The sequence below is a fragment of the Flavobacterium aquidurense genome (assembly GCF_001404985.1).
Lineage (GTDB): Bacteria > Bacteroidota > Bacteroidia > Flavobacteriales > Flavobacteriaceae > Flavobacterium > Flavobacterium aquidurense_B.
Window position 1 is genome coordinate 450,354 of the sequence record NZ_JRLF01000015.1, and the last position, 18,735, is coordinate 469,088.

Below are 18,735 nucleotides of genomic sequence, written 5' to 3' on the forward strand. Positions count from 1 at the left end.
TCATTTTTTTGAAGCATTTTCACTTGTTAATCTCGTTTTCGTTTTTTTCCAAAAAATACTTTTTCCAGCACTTATAGTACCTGAAATTCCATAGGTTTCGTTGACACCGGTTTCATAATAAAAGCTTCCTGATTTCCAATGGTCCTGATCTTTAAAATCACTTGCTGGTATTTCATATTTAATTTTTGATGGAACATCTACTTCTTCAAATACTGGTTTACCATCTTTTCCAAGTATTGGTTTTTTATCAGGTCCTAATACTTTTTTCTTTTCCTTTTTTGTAATATGTTCGTGTGTGCCTTGATCATTCTTTTTATTATGATTTCCTTTATCTCCATACCTTGTAGACGAACCATTTGAGGCTATAAAAGCATCATATACATCTTTTGGAATTTCAATAAATTTGTACTCATCAAATTTATTTTGTCCAAGTTTATTATATGGATTTGTCTCTGAATTACCCCACGCTAGAAAATCTGTACCGTCCCAGAATTCAGCTCCATTAGTTAAATCATCTTCTCCATTTAGCACATAGAAAAGTGACTGTCTGGTTAATTTAGATTTTTCATCATTTTTTGTTTCTTTAAGTTCTTTTTTATCGCCAACTGATGAATAAGCAGTTGCTAATAATTGTTTCCATTTTATTTTTACTTTTTTAGAACGATTAAAACTAGTATAAGCAATACACTTTAATTCTTTCAAATCATTCTCACCAGCTTCCATTTTTACTACATAGGCTATATAACAAAAATTTGAGTGCGTTATATTTTCATCATTTTCTTTTAGTAATTTTATTTCATTATAGGTTGTAATTTCTTTTCCATCCTTATCTTTTTGTGTAGATTTCCCTGTACAGGTATATACATCAGTACTATTTCCTGAATTTTTGGTTTCGTTAACTTTTCCTTCAAACGTACCGTTTGTATTGTAGAAATATCCATTTACATTTATAATTTCTACACTAGGCACAGGCGCGCCTGTAGTATCAATCTTTTCAACCTCATTGCGTTGTGCAGAGTCTGTGATTTTAACATCAACACCTCCATATTCGCATTTTATGGTACTTTTAAGAAGCAGCGGAAATTTGTCCTGAAAGTATACTGTCCCTACATCTTTCCAGTCGGCAAGTTTCATTACTGAAGCACATGGGCTGGCACTATTGGGGCTTTTTTTACAATTGCCTTTAAAGATTAAGCTCTTCATGTCTTTCTCGACAACTGTAGCTACTTTTTTATCTTGTATGGTAGGTGTATCAAAATTTACTTTTAAGTCGCCTGCCGGAACAGTACATAAGTCGCATTTGAGTTTGGCTCCGTTAATTACAAATTTCAAGCCATCCTCAGCATCCTCTTTTTCCTCGCGCTCTTTTCTTTTTAAAGTATTATCTGGTTTTGCCATTAAAGTGTTGTTTTATTAATGTTATACAAAATGGTCGATTCTTCTTTCTCTACTTCTAATGTTGCCAATTCTATTTGGTTTTCTCGATATTGAATACTGCCCTGATATTTTACAAAATCACTATTTTCATTATTCTCAAGAGGAATCCCTTCTATTAAATAACTATCAAATTTTTCATTTTTTGGATAAAAACGTTCTAATATTAAATTGTTCCCACAATCTATTATTTTTTTTTGACGCTCAACAGCATAAGAGTTTCTGTATAAACTTGAAAAATATAGACCAAACATTTTATAATCAGAAAAAAAGGAGATTAACTTTTTTTCATCTTTTAATGAATTACTAATATCCTGCATATATGATTCTGCAACAAAACCTACATTATCTATAGCCAGTTTTTTACGAATAATTTCCCATCGTTTCCCTAATTCTTCAAAATTTAATATTTTGATAATTTTGCCATAGTCATTTATTTCTACTTCAATTTCATCAAAAGCTGCTCCTATTTTTTTTAGAAAAAAAATATTTTCTATAGACAAATTACTTGTGATTTCTATTTCAGAAAGAAATAATTGAAACAGCATATCATTTCCGCTGTTTTTGTATCTCGTAATGGCAATTTTTCTTATATAGCTTATTTTTTTAATCTTTTTAGGATTAGAAAAATCTTTTGTTACAGTTTCAAATATAAAATCATTTATTTTATCAAGTTCTGGAAGTACAACATGGTAATCTAAATAATTCATACTTAATGTATTTGTCTTTTTCTATTTGTATTGGGCTGCATACCAAACCAGTCTCTTGTTGAAGACCAATGCAAGTACTCATTTCTTAATTTTCGCAGCATTGTCTGAGAATTGTAGCCTATTACCTTTACTTCGGGTAAATCTATGGTTCTTATCTCAGGTTCTTTTACTGCAGTTTCTTGCGGTATTTTAAGAGTACCAAAATCTAATTGAGGTTTATATTGTTCAACTCTTAAATTATCGGTTACTTTTTTCAGACCTTCCATTTCGTATGTGTGATCTTTTAGTCTTTGTTCGAAACTCTCTATTTCAGCTTCTAATTTTTGTTTTTCAATCCTTTCAAGTCTTTTTTCTTCAATTTCTTCATCACAAATAAAATCCCATTCTTTAACCTCATTGGTTTCATCCAGAGCATAAGGTGTTAAATAGCTTTCTACATGTTTTAAGAAATCATCTAATGGAAATTTCAAGCCTGATTCTTCTACAAAATACTCTTTCATTTCAGTACTTTTTGCATAGGTTTCCATAAAATGAAGTGGGACATAACTGTATTCTTTTTTTACTCCTTCATATTGATCGTCAGTACCTTCTATTTTTTTACCACGGGTTCCTGTGAGTTTACTATAAGGAGGAAGACTCCACTGAATATTTATTTCGATTTGCTCTTCACGATACCAATATTGTCTTATCAAGTCACCTCTAAGGGCATCTAATCCCATTCTGTCATAAGAAATGCTGGCAGGAAGAACAGAAACATAGTTTCTGTCTTTCATCTGGGTTCCTATTTCATCGATAACTTCTTTCTCCGTCATATAAGCTCCTCCAATATCACAATGCACTCCCGGAAAGTTTTTTTCGATGTATTTACCGGGAATTTGATTGATTCTGGTGAGTGCGAAATTTTGACGATGTTCATCTTTTGCCGTAAAATGAACTACTTTTTGACAGTATAAATTATTAAGATGAAGCTCGCCTATATCATCATTAAAATGTGTTGACCAGGCTTCTTTTATTAGTTTTCCTCCTTCATCTTTTAGATTTCCGTAATCATCATAATGATCCTGAACATCATTTTGCTCAAAATAAGATGAAACCGTATCGTAAATACCTACAAATCTTACAATGATTTCTATATTTTTTAAATCCTTAAATTCAAGATCGGTTTTCTGGAGCAAACTATACCCCAAATGCCCCATTTTTGGCAATTGATCATTTACTAAATAGGTGTTGTCAATCTCATAATTATCGACATCGACAAATGCTTTACGAAATTTTCTCACAGCTATTGGCCCTCCTTTTTTAGAGGCAGATTGCTTATATTCTATACCGTTGGGAATCTCTTTTTGCACTGCATTTGCATAACCAGAATCCAGATTTACCTCATAAACCAGATTTCTTGCTGTAGCAGCACCACGACTAAAACCAAAAACATCGATTGTAATTTTAGTTACTTTTATTTCTTTTTTAGGATTCGTTTTTATTGCTTCGGATATCTTATCTGCTATTTGCTCACAAGCATTACGTACTCTTGCGCGTATACCTGTTTGCCCAGAACCAAAGGCAAAACCATCCTGACTGTCGCGCATTAGGTTATCAGTACCCATACCCGGCACATAAATTGCATATTTTTTTTGCTCACAACATTGCCACATGCGAGCTACATTGGTATAATCATTACTATAGCTGTTATCTGTACCCATGCGGTCCAGACCAAACTCGTTTAATGGAACTCTGTATGAGGCTACAAGATATTTGTCTCTTTCAGGAATAGCCCTAAACTCAGCTTGCTCAGCTGGTGTTTTATTTTTTTTCGACAGAAGATCTTCTATTCGTCCTTTATTCTTTATTTTTTTATATTCTTTAGAGTCTTCTGTTTCCAGTTCTCCATTCCCTTTAGAATAGTCGACCTTACCATTTTTATCTATACCGCGGCTGTGCTTATTACGCATATCGGTATTCTCCTTATTATTAAGGGTACCATCTATAAATATTCCAAAAGTAAGAGGAAGTTCATCCTGTTTTTCTTCATCTTTACCTGCTCCCGTGTTGTATACAAATGTTTTTCCCATAAACTATTCTTTTTTGTATTTTTCTGTTAATGAACGCGACTCATAAACTTCTGTATTACTTTTCTTTAGAGGTATGGCCTTAATTCCATTTTTTACCGTTGCTGCTAAATAGGTACTGCCTGGGTTTATTTTAACCTCTAAATCAATATTTGCTTCGGGGTTCTTTTTATGCAGTTCCTGGAATGCTGCAAAAATTTCTTTCTCATCAAAACGAATATAACCTCCATAGCCCTGTCCATCTTTACCCCACCAGGCAAAACTCAATACTCGGGGAATTGCTCTTTCCTGAGATTCATTTTTTAGAAATTCCTGGTCCAGTAAGGTTTCTCGCTCTCCATTAAACATATCAAATGAAAGATTATCTGATATTTTGCCTTCTCTCACAAATTCAAAAACAGGTTTCCAGTTATACTTTACACGGTAACTGTCCCAAAGTCCGTAAGGGATAGGTTTATTTTTATTGGCTTGCTGATCTTCCAGAGAGATAATTTTAGGGTTTTTAAGGGTACGTTCTCTATCGACAGGATCAAACAATAAACGCTCATGACTGTCCAGCGAAGCTATTTCTTTAGGATCTATCACTACTTTCTGTCCTTGATAACGTCCTATTTCAACATCTTTATCACCACCTTTTAACCAAACTACAACTACTCCGCCAGGAGCAAAACCTATAGTAATATGGTTGTAAGTTGTCATTACTTTACCTCTTTTTCTAACACTACTCTGAAAGCCTTCATTAAATAGCTTTACCATTTTTGGGTAATCAAGCTCAGTGTTTATATGATACATAACATCTTCTACATACGAATACCAGGTACAATTAAGCCTTTGAGGAATGGGTTTTTCACCCTGACTCATACCTGAGGAGTTATCTCCCCAATTTCCAATACCTGTTGTAGTGCCAAAACCATATATACTGGTTGTACTATTTGGTTCTTCATTAACTCCGTTTGATACCAGTGGTCCTTCAAGCCAGCCTCTATATACTTGTATTGGGTATCCTGACGGGCAACTCAAACCTTCTTGCCATTTAAAATTTGTTTCCATACTAGTAAGAGTATCTTGTACGCTAAGTATATTGGCGTGTTTTTTTGTTTCTTTTTTTTCCTGACAAGAGCCTGTTAGAATGCTTGTTGTAAGGACGAGTATTAAATAAAGAGCTATTCTTCTCATGTTTTTTTACTTTTACGCATAGCTTGCGCTGCCTATAAATATACTAAAGGTAGTTGACAATCATTTTTTTTACCTTGCTTATATTGCATTCAATTTAGATGTGCTTTTTTCTGATGGTTTTGTGTCAATTGGTAAGCAATATTTTATCCTTTATTTACTTTAGCATCAATAGCTCCCAATACTTTTGAAATTCCAGAACTTTTTATCAAAATATCTCCCCCTATTGCTTTGTGGGTTGTCGTAGAAGTGGTTTTAGTTAAATCACCATTGATCTTTACGGTTTTATCTCCTGATACTTTTTGCTCATACATATGAGTAATAAGTTTATGTAACTCTGTTATGTCAACCGTATTGTCTTTTCCAACTTTTAAGTTGTTATTGCCATCAACAGTTGTTTTTTTGTTACCACCTACACCTACAGACATATTTTTACCAACCGTAATATCCAGATTATCGCCTACATTTATTGTCATATTCTTAGGTGCATTTACGGTAATATTTCCTTCACCGTCTAAGTAAATACTATTATCAGATGGATCTTTAATCAGGATGCTTTTCTGTTTATCATCAAAAGTGATAGTAGAACCGCAACGTGTAAAAAAGCTTTTAATATGATTATCCAGTTTACCCCCTTCTCCTGTTTTTCCGTTAAAGATACTTCCTATCACATAGGGTCTGTTTGGATCATTGTAACGAAAACTAACCATCACATGATCTCCTACTTCGGGTATTGTAACCCAGCCGCGGTTTTTATTTACAATATCACTTGTTCCTGCATTAGGGGTCAATACATACAACCATGGTGTACGGGATTGTTGTTTTTTCTGCCATAGTAATTCTACACGAATCCTTCCATTTCCACTAGGGTCATCATTTGCGACCACAACAGCTCTTTGTTCTTGTGCAGCCGGCATATTTACTTCAGGTTCTGGTAATTTTTTTATTTTGGCAGGAAGTGCTTTAAAACTATTTTCATACTCCCCTATTTCAGTAGCTTCATGTGTAATTTCAGTAATAATATAAGTGCCTATTTCATTAGAGTCATAATGCGTTTTAGAACTATCTAATCCTTTTTTAAAAACATCTGATTTATCTAATATTTGCTGAGATTCTATATTAATAATGGAGCCTATTCGAAGTTTTGGATTACCACTTGTTGCTAAGATGTAATTACCATCAGAGGCTGCACTTTCTTGTTTCTTTTTTAAAATAGTTTCAAAATATACATCATCTCCAGTACTAAACTGACCATATTCATAGGAAGATGTTTTATATAATTTTCTTGAAGCCTCAAAGGCATCTTTACCTAATTTAGGCAATCCTTCTACAACGCTGTCATCTGTCTGCGCCTGATATAATTGATCGCTATTTTCATTATAGGTAAAACCACTGTATTGGTTTGGTTTTGCTTCTACTGATATACTTAAATTAAATAAATCTTTGTTATAAATTAATTTAATAGGACTGCTTTCCTGTTTTGGTTTTCCTATAAATAATTTTTCTCCATCATAAAATAACCATTCATTATATTGTTTTGCCAATCGCTGAATATATCTGAAATCCGATTCGAGATATTGAGTCTGATATTCTATTTTTGAAGTAAATTCAGGATCAATTTCATATTGCAATTGTTCACCGGCAGCAGTTTGTATTACATCATGCACCATATCTTTCAAATTAAAATCTTCCCATGAGTTCAATTTTTGACCTGCTTCTAATAAAATAGTTTTAGAATATCCGGAAATAACAATTTGACTGCCTATATGTCCTAATTCCTGTTGGTATCGTACGTTTGTGATAATTCCTAAGAAATTATTATTAGCATCTAGTCTAATATGAACCACTTTTCCAAGAGTTTCTTGTGCACTTTCCATCGTGTAAGCTCTGGGCTTTTCTATAACAGAGTGTGGAATACTGATTTTAAACTCGTGATGAGTATTGATGGTTTGTTTTAAATCGATTTTAGTAAAGTGAGACATTTCTTTGCCGTCTATACCAAAGATTATTTTAGGAATGACCATAATATATATACTTTTAAGTTTAATTCTTTTTTAAATTTTTAACTTAAATAGAGTATAGTCTAAAGTTCTTCTTCCTAAAGTTCTTTACGCCGAATTCGATTTTAAGCTAAAAAAATATCATGTTCTGAAATATAGAAACGATACTATTCAATGTTTTTTTGAAGAAATTGTATAAAAAAACAAGAAGCGGTAAAGTTCCGCTTCTTGTTTACTAAAGGGAAAAAATTAAATTTTAGCCCAATTATTGTCTAATGTTGCATTACCTAATGTAATTTTTTCTGCTGAAAAAGTGATCTCAGTAGTCATTGGAGTTTCAGCCAAAGCATCTAATTGCTCGCTAAAGAATACAATAAAAGCATTTTCAAAAGAAAGTTCTTTCATTACTTGCTCAGAATCAGCTTTGAAAAATTTTACTTTTCCACTTACTGGTTTGTGCTGACTATTTACTGCCTGCTCAATAACAGTAGTATTGTCAGTAGATTTTAGTCTTAAATTTAATCTTCCTCCTTTAATTTCAGAAGAAACAGCTCCTTTACCGTCAGTATGTCTTAACATTTCTACTTTTGAAAATAATACTTGGTACTCGTTTCCTTCGAATTCTAAAATTGATTTAAATGCCATAATAAAATAATTAAGTTGTTAAAAATTGTTTTTTTAGAATCCTCTTTATATTGTCTGACTAGTATAAACAAAAAAAGAGGTATTCTATATGATTTTAGAATACCTCTTTTTTGTACTAATGTACTTTTTTGATTTGCTTCTTGTAGGAAGGTGAGGAGGATTCGCAATCAATTATGTACGAATATACAAATATATTTCAAACAAAAAACATTAATTAATAATATTTTTCATAAAAAACAATAAAATAAACCCTAAAAGCACAACTGTAATATGTAAGATGATACTATTTACCTGAGGTTGCAATGAATTTACCTGGCTTTTAATATCCAAAGTTGCATTAGTATGAATTTCATTTATTTTATTTACTTGTTTCTGTAAAGAATCAATTGTTTTATTTAAATATAAAATGTTTTGATGCTGGTTAGAAAACAAGCGCTTTACTTCCTTATCAGATAAGGCTGCTTTTTTCTTAATAACACCAGTTCGGGGTTCTTTAAGTGTTACCTCACTTACATCTTCAATCTTATTGTTATTGATTTCGAAGCTGTTATTTAACTTGTTTACCAAAAAAAAGATAAAAACAATATAGGATAGTAAAAATGTTGGTAAAATATACTGAACGATTATCTCTATTGGTTTTGGCCTCGCTGCACTATGAATGTTGTTTATAGTACTATAATTAGTAAAAAAAATAGGTTCTTGTTTTTTTTCTTTATTCAATCTTTCGTTTTTAAATTTTTCTTCGAGATCTATCAGTTCAAAGCGGTCTAAGGAATAAACACCCAAGCTTTCTGTTAATTTTTTATGATGCACCATCCAATTAAGAACTTCTTCTATTTGATATTCGGTAATGCCCGGATCTTTAAGTCTCCATAAGATTTCTTTTTTTGTGAGTTCACAAGGTTTTCCTTTGCTTTCAAAATAAAATATCTCTAAAATTATTTCATGTAAAGGTTTTGCCATTTCTATTGTATTCATAATCTCCATAATCGTTATTTTATAATAGAAGTTTTTTTGATATATAATAATATTTAGTCTGAGACTCATCGTCAAAAACCTCAAAAGTATTATTGCGCTGCATTTTTTCTAAAACTTCAACCTTAGTATTTAAAGCTGTAAAAATTGCTCTGAATTCATCAGGCTTTTTCTTAAACTTTCTAATATCCTTAATTCTTATTTGATGCAGCTCAGCACTATTTACAAATACTCTTGTTTTGAAATAAAGTAAATCGGCTAAAGAACTTCTGTTTTTTATATACTCTGTTTGTCTAATTTTACTGGCAAACATTTTACATCTGTCCCTAAAACTCAAAATCTCGACTTTGTCAATATTTGCATTGGTATATTCCTTACTTATTAATTCTCTGTAGTTTTCGATAAGCTGCCTGATCTCCTCCTCCGTAAGTAAAATATTTACTTTATTTTCTAAAGTACTGCTCAGCGTATCTTTTGCATTTATGACAAAAGTTTCACTTTTATAATTTTTAGGTATATCGGTGCCTGTACTATCTTTTCGTGGATTATTTTGGATAAGGCTATTAATCGTTCCGCTTGGCTGACTTCTTAAAAAGCTGAATTCATTTTTGTATTGCGTCAATGATTTTAATAAAGCATTATTCGTTTTTATAGTTTTACTAATAACGCTGTCAATAGCTTTATTGATAGTTTCAGGAGTCAGCTCACCATTTAATTTAGGAAAAATAATACCTCCGTTAAAATTACTTTTTAAGGGAGCATTGTAGATATAATCATTATCAACATCTCCATTGTAAGTAAACTCATCATTCTTTGCAACTAGCTTTGGATCTACATAATAGTTCTGAATATTTCTTTTATTTGCATTGCTGGCCTCGCTTAAATACATTTTACTTTGAAGAATAAAATCCTGATTATCGGAGTTATTTTCATTTTTAAAAATTATGTATAGTATTTTAGCATTGTTTTTTGCCAAAATATTAAAACTATCCGGCAACACATTATTAATAGATCCTTCTAAACCTGTGAGGATAAAAAAGTTGTTTTCGAAATTTGTTTCCGGATTCAAAAATTGGCTGATACCAGTATTGTTATTAGGCAAAATATTTTCTTTCAAAATTTCATCGGGCGTTTTGATGCTCTTCTCAATTAAATCGAACCATTTCGAAAAAGATTGCGATTTTATCAAATAATAACTTTTAGACTTTCCCTTTGCTATAAACGAATAGGTAAAATTATAATTCGCATACAATTCACTATTGGTCGTTAGTTTAAGATTTTGTAATGCCGAGAGTGTTTTTTTTAAATATTGTTTACTTGAGTTGTTGTTCTCAAAAACGTAATAAAAATTAATATTCTTGCTTTCTAAAGCGATTTGTTCAATAGTTTTAATCGATATATCATCCCCTTTTAGATTGGTAATCTTGTTTTTATCGTGATTCCAAACATTAATTGGAAGCGAAATACTACTTGCATTCTCGAACTTAATGGGTTCACTTGACTGGTTTTCATTTACAAAAAAAGTATTCTTGTACAGTTCATTAGCCAGAAAATTAATTTTTCCTGAAGAAAACTGTAGCGTATCTGTAGGGTTAAGTTTTACAACCACATTATCTTCAATAGGATTCAAATATTGCAATGGAACCCATCCGTATTTAAGATTGGTGGTGTCTTTTGGCATAACATCGTCAAAATTGGATACAAAGGCAGAATTGGTTGTTTTGTTTATTTTATATACATATACAAAATCATTAAGCTTAATATTTTTTTTAGATACTGACTCTAAGTTGGGATCGTTCTTTAGTAGAAGTGCGCTCTTTTTGACATTTTTACCGCTAGAGAATAGATTGTCTAAAGTATTCGAAGCCACAAAATACTTTACATATTTTAAGTTGACCTGGTTTTGCATTGCCCTGCTGTACTCAATAACATTATCTTTTTTAATCCAGCCCAGATATTGTACTTCTTTTGCATTAGAAAAGTGATTTTTTTTACTGCGTAAAACAGCAAATGTTCCTTTAGGTTTTCCTATCAGTTTTTTATCAGCAACCACTACTTCATAATAATTTTTATCTTCATTGATCACATACATTGGAGATAAAATTTTAGCTTTATTTTTTACTCTGGCACCGTAAGGTTCTTCATAAATATTATTATCATTTCTATCTGAAAAAACCAATTTTAACTCTGATTTTTCACTTTCTTTTTGTTTTTCGTTATCATAAGTATTCACTGTTTTTTCTGTTTTTTGGATAACGCTTGTACTATTTTTAACTTGCGAAAAAACAGCACTTGTAATCAATAAGCACATCAAAGAGGTATATCGAAGTAAAATGCTAATTTTCATCTATTTACTTTGTTTTTTAGTTTTTTGGGTAATATTCATTTGCTTAAAGCACTTTATGGTATCTAATTTTACTTCTTGAATTATAGTAGAATTTCCATCTAAATAATGAAGCCCCTGACAATAACTTAAAAAATCATTGTATTTTTCTTCGTTTACCACTACTACCACATCAGATAAATCATTGCAGATATATTTATTTTTTAAGTAATTAACCTGTTCCTTATACATTCTGGTGTCCTTGGCTCCCAAATTGGCAATAATCTGCAATCGCTTTTTTATATCTGTCAACACAATGCCCGCAGAATCTACAACTTCCGGCTCTTTAAATGGTTCATACAATTGAAGGATTTCTATTTCTTTTGTAATTGGATATCTGGTTTTGTCTGTTTCCAGTTTTACGGTATAAATTCCAGGCTGGGTAAAAATATAGATAGCCTGTTTCTCATAAGAATCAATCGTTCCGGTTTCACCAAATTCCCAATACCAGTTGTTTGAACTGGGAGAATATCCTGTAAAAACTACTTCTTCGCCTACATAACCAAACTCTGGGCAAAATATTTTCGGAATAGAATCTTTTGCCGTTAATGCTCTTCCGTTAACAATATTGATTTGTTTTGAAAAATCGAATTTATTATCAATTTTTAAGGTTACTAAATATTTACCAACTCTGTCGTAAGTATACTCTACGCTTCCTTTGCTAACAATTGAGTCACCATTACCAAAATACCAAACTGCTTTTTTATCTGATATTAAAGTGCTGTCGTTTATTTTAAAAGATAATTTCTCATTTAATTCATATTGATGATTGTCGTTATCATCTAATATCGAAAAATCAAGACTGCTCAATCTTTTATTATAAGGAAATAATAATGCCACTATCACTAAAATTACCGCAATGCAGAATAAAAGGATAACTACTGTTTTATTTTTAATGTTCATTTTTAAAATTTGCTTTACATTCGTTAAGACTTGTTTGTACAAGAGTATCGTTTTTCTTGACGGTACTTTCTTCAAGGTTTATCTCTAAAAAAACATTTAATAAGTTCCCGCCAATTAAGCAAAAGTTATACGACGAATGAAACTCGTTATCCTTATACAATTGTTTATACTCTGATATCCTTCTTTTTACTTCATCTATACGCTGCACCTGGTTGATATCATACTTTATAGTATCAATTGTCTTAAAAATTTGCCTTGATTTATTAGCATAATCTACTTTAATCTTCTGCATTTTTTCATACTCATTAATTCTGTTGAGCATATCTGCATTATTAAAATTGGGTGTTTTTAATAAAAACTTAGTAACACCAATAAATATAACACAAGCACTTATGATAAATAATAAATTGAATTTTACTTTTTTCCAATATGTTTCATCAAATTCTATTGCCTTCTTCATAATATGGGATTATTTTTTTTTATTTTCCTGATCGTGTTTATCAATACACTTTTTAAGCTGCGTTTTATTGATATCATAATTTGTTTCTGCTTCTTTCAAAACATCAATTTTAGTCTGGATACGCTGAAGTTCAACTAAAAACTCATCGTACAAACCAAATGAATTTGTCAAATTTGTTTTTGATTTTTGAATCTCATTACTAATTGCAAATCTTTTCTCGTTGATCAGGGACTGAAGGTTTTTTCGCTCGTTTAAGGTTCTGTCTTTAAATCTTAAATCATTGATTTCAATTAAGATTTCATCTAAGAGCAGGTTCATTTCACCTTGTTTTACTGCAATATCATTGTAGTATTTATGTTTTTGCTCCAACTCGGCAACACCTTTATTTGCAGTTATCAGCGTGATATACAGACATCCAAAAATAAAAGCGAATGTTATAAAAAACATGATAAAAAACTTACGCTTTTTAGCCGATATTTTATCGTGATTAAGTGGTTTCATAATTGTATTTTTAATCTAGTATTGACCACGTATTACTTTTTGGGGCAGACACTTTGGTTTCTTCGCTAATGACAATGTTTTCTTTTCTGATTCCGATGTATTCTAATTCACTTAATTTTTGCCATAAGCGTTTTAAAATCCCTAGAAACTGATTTAGTTTTTCAAGCGTTTGTGCAATATCATTATGGTCGTAAACAGCACTTTTTACTTCAAACAATACACTAAGTAATTCTGAAGGTTTTACATCAATCCACTCGTAATAATATTGTAAAAGCATTTCTTTCTCTTTGTCATCCATCAATGTCAACGTAGAAATGAGATGATTGGCTAATACAATTATTTTATCGAACATATACACCGGAGATTCTTCAGGAGCAATGTTTTTAAGGTAAAAACAGTGTTCTGCATAATAATCAATTATTTTAGTACATAAACTAAATGTGTTAGATACTAACTTATTATTACTGGAACTATGTGCGTTTTTTTTATGAATTTTTATTGAAAAATCATTTAACTGATATAATTCGGTATTTACTTTTGATATGAATTGATTTAAAATTTCATTGTTTTTTGTTTTTACAACAGGAGCTATATATTTACTATCCTCAATGAATGTCCCGTTTTGGAAGGCTATTTTTTTGACAATTAAAAAGTAACCTGATAAAAAATTATCATTTACCTCTCCTTTTTTAATAATATGCAACTTTATCTCAGGAAGCACATGAGGATGATGTAACGGAATTATCTCAGGATCAGGAATACCTACAGGAACTAAATCATAAGGATTTATAGATACAATAACATAATAATACTCAAAAGAATTTCTGTCTAAATCATTCGCATTGATACTTGCTTCGGGATGTTTTGTGCCATAAATATCCTGATTATAAGAAATTACATAGCCATTTTTAGCAATTACCTCACATTTTTTTAAATAGGCAACTAATTGTCCGCCTTCGATTTTTATTTCGATATCTATAGATTTATTACCGGCCGGCTCTATAGATCCATAATTAAAATTGTTTAACTGAACTTTATTGTAATCGCTCACAATTGTTATAAAGTTGAAATAATTATTGATAAAATGGTCCTTAGTCAGTTTTACACCATCTGTCCAGTTAATTGGTAAATGTATGTTTGATTTCATAATTGGATGTTGTTATATTCTAGTATTAGTTAGTTTTTTATTCTGATCATAAGGATTTAAAGAAAAAGATTAATCTTAATTTATTCCTCAGTTTCATCTTGCGGTTTTAAAGTGACTCTTTTTGCAAAAATGGTTTGTTTGTTTTTCAGTTTACTCTCAGAGATTGTTTGATGAGGGCTCAAGTTTCTGATAAACAAAGGAAAACTAAAATATTTTGCAGTATAAAAAGTCCATCCTTTATCTTCATGCTCTGCACTTGATTCAATAGCATCATTGGGAAACCTGTAATTTTGATCTTCAATAAACTTATCAAACCAATTACCCAAATTGACATCCTGCGCAATTTTTACATCAAATTTTGAAAAAAATTCAGAATCGTTTTTTTTCTTAATATGTATTGATACCTGCATTAAACGAAACTTATCGATATTGTCCCAATATTCAATGTCTTTACGTTCTTTTCCCACCCTCCAATATTCATAAAATGACTCGGGAATCTGTAAATATTTTTTCTTTGATTCCTGAAAAAAGATTGGTGCAAATAACCATAGAATATTAAGCATGCTGATATGTGCATAACTGGATATCGCGATATAATTAAAGGCCAGATAGTAAATCCAGGAAGAGAGAATTGCTACAATTAAAAAAAGAAATACTTTCGCCGGAGCACTATTTTTTATTTCTATCTTTTGAAATAAGGCACCATCCATAAAATAGACCAGTATAACACCGAGTATTAAGTAGTATAAGACTGAGAATAATAAGCCAAACCAAATAAACTCATTGTTAAAAAAAGCAAATAAACATGGTAAAGCTGCTATTAGCGAAAAACATAAAATAAATATTATGGCCGCTTTTGTTTTGATTTTTATACTTGATAACTGACTCATGATAAGCGTTATTATAAGTATTAAAAACGGTGCTAACAGGTATTTTAAAAAAAATGGTAGTATTGTATTCATAGCTGAATGTTATCTCTTTTATTATTGGTTTAAATTATAAAATGGTATTTATGCCTAAATAGTTTTCGTTTAGTTTTATCCCCAATTGATAGTTGTTAAAAAATACGATATCAACTTTTCGATTACTAATTAAAAAATACTCTAATACTTTTCGCGTAAGCTCCATTTTGTGTTCTAAAATGGGATAATCAATATTTCCTTCAAAATATAAAGTGACTTCTACATCATCTATCTCACTTTCTACAGCTCCGCTAAGCCCTAAATCAAAGCCCAAAATTCCCTTACTCAATTGTAAAAAAGGAGATGTGGTAAATACATGTTTTTTATATTTTAGTTTTACTTCATTTCCCAGTAACATTTCTAAAACTTTTTCGAGTTCCGGAAGATTTTCTTTTAACTTTTCGGCTTCACATAAATAAATAAAGAGATTCTTCTTTTGCGTTTTGGTCAAATCAAATTCAATACCCACTAATTCATCTACTATATTTAAAAACAAATCAATCTTATCCTGAAACAAGTGTAAGCTCCTAATAGCATAATTAGCATTTGCAGTAAAAATCTCATTATCAAAAGGCATAAAGAAATCTAGAGCATTATTCTCTGTTTCTTTATTTTCTTTTACAGCCTCTACAATCTCTTTGTTAGACATTGTAGAATTACTAACGGACAAGGGATGAAAAAGTAATTCAGGTAGATTATGATAAATACTGTTTTTAGCTAAATGCAAAACAAGTGCTTCCTTGGTAAATCTTGAATCTTCCTGATACAACATCGACGAGATATCAATGGCATCTCTGGAATTGTTTCTTTTAGAAAGACCTTTATGCCTGACAAAAACCTCAGTATCATCTTTTAGAATGTTCTGTAATTCATAAAAAAGAATTTCGCCTCTTAAATTAAAATTAAGCTGTTGCTTTAAAACTGAAATATCTTGCTCCATAACTTACTTTTTTTCCCAAATAAACTCATCTTCTTTTATATCTAAAACAATAGCTTCATTCTCAAGAATGGCTTCTGATATAATTAATTTTGAAATTGTTTTTTTAAGATATGTCCTTACGATTCCCGCAATTGGCCTGGCCCCATATTTTTTAGAAAATCCTTTATTTGTCAGATATTCTAAAGCACCATCTGACAGATCAAATGAAATATTTTTGATGCTTATTAATTGCTCTTGCAAGCGATTTAAGTGTAATTTAAAAATAGCTTTGGCAATTTCTATGTTTATAGGGGCAAATGGTACAACCTCAGTCAATCGGCCTAGAAATTCAGGTCTGAAATGCTGGCTCATAATCTCAATTAATTGATTAGAAGTAGGCAAATGACCGTTTTCTATTTGTTCCTGAATCCATTGACTTCCTATGTTTGAAGTAAAAATGATAATAGCATTAGAAAAATCGCCTTCACGCCCTAATTTATCATGAATTTTACCTTCATCCATAATTTGCAAAAACACATCATAAACAGAACTGTGGGCCTTTTCGATTTCGTCAAAAAGTACAACTGAATATGGTTTTTGCCTAATTTTATTAACAAGCATTCCTCCTTCTTCATATCCTACATATCCGGGAGGAGCACCATATAATAGAGCTGCCGAATGTTCTTCTTTAAATTCTGACATGTCAAATCGAATCATCGCATTTTCATCATCAAACAACAATTCAGCCAGCGTTTTTGTTAATTCTGTCTTTCCTGTTCCTGTTGGTCCTAAGAAAAAGAATGATCCAATGGGTTGTTTAGGATTGCTTAATCCACTTCTGGATTCGATAATAGCTTCTGATAATGTTTTGATAGCATGTGCCTGTCCTTTTACCCTTTCCTGTAATTTGTCTTCGATCGTTAAAAGTTTCTCTTTTTCGCCAGCGCTTATTTTACCCAACGGTATTCCCGTTGCATTAGAAACAACTGCCAGAATCTCAGATTTTGTTACAATCGTAATTTTTTCTTTTGCTATATTTTCAATATTCGACGCTAATTTCTCAATATCTTCAAAAGTTACCGGTTCATTTTTTTGCCTTTTCGAATTTTCAGTAACATCAATTTTACTGGTTACAACACAGCTTATCCGATTGTAGATTTCCTTTTCAAGCAAACTCATTTTTGATTCATCAGTTGGATCAGATTCTTTTATCTGCTCTTTTATTTTTACAATTTCAACTAATGAATTTGCATTAGAAACAATTACAGATGAAGCCGTTCTGTCTAATAAATCGATTGCTCCGTATGGCAGTTTTTTTTCTTTATAAAATCGCTTAGACAAATGAATTGCTTCTTGTAATACCTCTTCATTAATGGCTATTTTATAATGTTTTTCTAATTTATTTTTATAAATATTCAAACATTCAATCAATAAAGAATAATCTAACTCCTCGATGAAAATATTTTCAAATTTTCCATTTATTGTGGTTCCTTCTATCGATTTTCTATAAGAATCAGCATCAATCGAAGCAATAATATTAATACTGCCCTGAGTCAATTGAGTGTTAATGATGTTGATTACAGCATTTGATTTTGAGTTTGATGAGTTTAGTAATACCTGTATGTCATCAATAAAAAGAATACTTTTTCCGTTTTTGGATAATTTTTCAAAAATTTCAATCAGTTTTTTTGAAATCTCATTTTCATTACTGCAATTCGCAACGAGTTTAGATACATTTAAAGACAAAACAAGTGTTTCTTCAAAGAAATTAGGATCTGTTTCGTGTAAGTTATAAATGAGGTTTTTTATAATACTTGTTTTTCCAATACCGGATTCTCCAATCAATAAAATACCATGGTTTTCATATCTCTCAATATTTTCAAGTATTAATCGAACTTCTCTGTTTCTGCCAATGATACTGCTTCCTTCTTCAATTATATTTTTTTTGTATAAAGTGTCGCAATAACTAATATCAATTGTTTCCTGCTCATCGGCATTGTCTGCCAGACTAAAGCTCTTTTGGTTATTTCTAAGCCCAAAGTGTTTCAAAAGTTCTTTATCGCTTAAATTTAATCCATCAATTTGTTTGTCGCTATAAACTAATCCAGGTTTAATAATGGCTATAAAAACACAAAATGCATCGATGGCATCCGCTCCTAACCTAATTTTATTAAAATTTGATTCCGTAAAAACATGTTCAACTTCACTATCGCTTGTCACGCTATTATCGTTGTTTTGTGAAGAAGTATATACTTCTTTTCTCACATCAAACCATTCTTTTATATATTCTATATCTTTAGACAGCGATCTTAATACTTCTACTAATCCAGTTGGTTCAAATAATAATGCATATGCTAAATGTGCCACTCCATATGTACTGTGGCCATCCTGAATTGCTAATGACTTAGCAGATTTAATTGCAGATAATAAGCTTGGACTATAATCTAATTCGTTCAT

15 protein-coding genes are annotated in these 18,735 nt (G+C 31.0%); all 15 read right to left on the reverse strand.

Features of this window, described 5'->3' with window-relative positions; all coding sequences use genetic code 11:
* Complete coding sequence (locus RC62_RS20475; RefSeq protein WP_055098192.1) at nt 1-1,398, reverse strand: DUF4280 domain-containing protein; 1,398 nt, start codon at nt 1,396-1,398, stop codon at nt 1-3.
* Nucleotides 1,398-2,144: a hypothetical protein gene (locus tag RC62_RS20480; protein WP_055098193.1), complete on the reverse strand. Its 747-nt coding sequence runs from the start codon at nt 2,142-2,144 to the stop codon at nt 1,398-1,400. The genes RC62_RS20475 and RC62_RS20480 overlap by 1 nt, the downstream gene beginning before the upstream one ends.
* Before the next feature lie 2 nt (nt 2,145-2,146).
* Complete coding sequence (locus RC62_RS20485) at nt 2,147-4,213, reverse strand: T6SS phospholipase effector Tle1-like catalytic domain-containing protein (RefSeq protein WP_055098194.1); 2,067 nt, start codon at nt 4,211-4,213, stop codon at nt 2,147-2,149.
* Between the two features lie 3 nt (nt 4,214-4,216).
* Nucleotides 4,217-5,386, reverse strand: coding sequence for a DUF2931 family protein (locus tag RC62_RS20490; protein ID WP_055098195.1), 1,170 nt, complete (start codon nt 5,384-5,386; stop codon nt 4,217-4,219).
* A gap of 143 nt (nt 5,387-5,529) precedes the next feature.
* On the reverse strand, nt 5,530-7,407 hold the full coding sequence (locus RC62_RS20495) for a type VI secretion system Vgr family protein (protein ID WP_055098196.1): 1,878 nt from the start codon (nt 7,405-7,407) through the stop codon (nt 5,530-5,532).
* A gap of 225 nt (nt 7,408-7,632) precedes the next feature.
* Nucleotides 7,633-8,028, reverse strand: coding sequence for a type VI secretion system tube protein TssD (gene tssD / locus RC62_RS20500; RefSeq protein WP_082421336.1), 396 nt, complete (start codon nt 8,026-8,028; stop codon nt 7,633-7,635).
* A 210-nt stretch (nt 8,029-8,238) separates the two neighbouring features.
* Nucleotides 8,239-9,006: a DUF5457 domain-containing protein gene (locus RC62_RS20510; RefSeq protein WP_157472597.1), complete on the reverse strand. Its 768-nt coding sequence runs from the start codon at nt 9,004-9,006 to the stop codon at nt 8,239-8,241.
* Nucleotides 9,007-9,025: 19 nt separating this feature from the next.
* Nucleotides 9,026-11,350: a type VI secretion system protein TssR domain-containing protein gene (gene tssR, locus RC62_RS20515; RefSeq protein ID WP_157472599.1), complete on the reverse strand. Its 2,325-nt coding sequence runs from the start codon at nt 11,348-11,350 to the stop codon at nt 9,026-9,028.
* Nucleotides 11,351-12,289 (reverse strand): PKD domain-containing protein, encoded by a 939-nt coding sequence (locus RC62_RS20520; RefSeq protein ID WP_055098201.1) that lies wholly within the window; start codon nt 12,287-12,289, stop codon nt 11,351-11,353.
* Entirely contained in the window at nt 12,279-12,749 is a 471-nt protein-coding gene (gene tssO, locus RC62_RS20525; protein WP_055098202.1) for a type VI secretion system TssO, read from the reverse strand. Before tssO ends, RC62_RS20520 begins: the two co-directional genes overlap by 11 nt.
* A 9-nt stretch (nt 12,750-12,758) precedes the next feature.
* Entirely contained in the window at nt 12,759-13,250 is a 492-nt protein-coding gene (locus tag RC62_RS20530) for a hypothetical protein (RefSeq protein WP_055098203.1), read from the reverse strand.
* Between the two features lie 10 nt (nt 13,251-13,260).
* Nucleotides 13,261-14,397: a hypothetical protein gene (locus RC62_RS20535; protein WP_055098204.1), complete on the reverse strand. Its 1,137-nt coding sequence runs from the start codon at nt 14,395-14,397 to the stop codon at nt 13,261-13,263.
* Nucleotides 14,398-14,477: 80 nt separating this feature from the next.
* The gene (locus RC62_RS20540) at nt 14,478-15,359 is read right to left on the reverse strand and encodes a TssN family type VI secretion system protein (RefSeq protein ID WP_167343872.1); all 882 of its coding nucleotides are present in this window, start codon (nt 15,357-15,359) and stop codon (nt 14,478-14,480) included.
* Between the two features lie 34 nt (nt 15,360-15,393).
* Nucleotides 15,394-16,299, reverse strand: coding sequence for a hypothetical protein (locus RC62_RS20545; RefSeq protein WP_055098206.1), 906 nt, complete (start codon nt 16,297-16,299; stop codon nt 15,394-15,396).
* 3 nt (nt 16,300-16,302) lie between these two features.
* Nucleotides 16,303-18,735, reverse strand: a complete 2,433-nt coding sequence (locus RC62_RS20550) for an AAA family ATPase (protein WP_055098207.1) — start codon at nt 18,733-18,735, stop codon at nt 16,303-16,305.

What these genes read in the sequence shown, in the direction of transcription:
- RC62_RS20480 (WP_055098193.1), bottom strand. Translation starts at nt 2,144, where the DNA reads ATGAATTATTTAGATTACCATGTTGTACTTCCAGAACTTGATAAAATA.
- RC62_RS20475 (WP_055098192.1), bottom strand. Translation starts at nt 1,398, where the DNA reads ATGGCAAAACCAGATAATACTTTAAAAAGAAAAGAGCGCGAGGAAAAA.
- RC62_RS20545 (WP_055098206.1), bottom strand. Translation starts at nt 16,299, where the DNA reads ATGGAGCAAGATATTTCAGTTTTAAAGCAACAGCTTAATTTTAATTTA.
- tssD (WP_082421336.1), bottom strand. Translation starts at nt 8,028, where the DNA reads ATGGCATTTAAATCAATTTTAGAATTCGAAGGAAACGAGTACCAAGTA.
- RC62_RS20495 (WP_055098196.1), bottom strand. Translation starts at nt 7,407, where the DNA reads ATGGTCATTCCTAAAATAATCTTTGGTATAGACGGCAAAGAAATGTCT.
- tssR (WP_157472599.1), bottom strand. Translation starts at nt 11,350, where the DNA reads ATGAAAATTAGCATTTTACTTCGATATACCTCTTTGATGTGCTTATTG.
- RC62_RS20520 (WP_055098201.1), bottom strand. Translation starts at nt 12,289, where the DNA reads ATGAACATTAAAAATAAAACAGTAGTTATCCTTTTATTCTGCATTGCG.
- RC62_RS20535 (WP_055098204.1), bottom strand. Translation starts at nt 14,397, where the DNA reads ATGAAATCAAACATACATTTACCAATTAACTGGACAGATGGTGTAAAA.
- RC62_RS20510 (WP_157472597.1), bottom strand. Translation starts at nt 9,006, where the DNA reads ATGAATACAATAGAAATGGCAAAACCTTTACATGAAATAATTTTAGAG.
- RC62_RS20490 (WP_055098195.1), bottom strand. Translation starts at nt 5,386, where the DNA reads ATGAGAAGAATAGCTCTTTATTTAATACTCGTCCTTACAACAAGCATT.
- RC62_RS20485 (WP_055098194.1), bottom strand. Translation starts at nt 4,213, where the DNA reads ATGGGAAAAACATTTGTATACAACACGGGAGCAGGTAAAGATGAAGAA.
- RC62_RS20550 (WP_055098207.1), bottom strand. Translation starts at nt 18,735, where the DNA reads ATGAACGAATTAGATTATAGTCCAAGCTTATTATCTGCAATTAAATCT.
- RC62_RS20540 (WP_167343872.1), bottom strand. Translation starts at nt 15,359, where the DNA reads ATGAATACAATACTACCATTTTTTTTAAAATACCTGTTAGCACCGTTT.
- tssO (WP_055098202.1), bottom strand. Translation starts at nt 12,749, where the DNA reads ATGAAGAAGGCAATAGAATTTGATGAAACATATTGGAAAAAAGTAAAA.
- RC62_RS20530 (WP_055098203.1), bottom strand. Translation starts at nt 13,250, where the DNA reads ATGAAACCACTTAATCACGATAAAATATCGGCTAAAAAGCGTAAGTTT.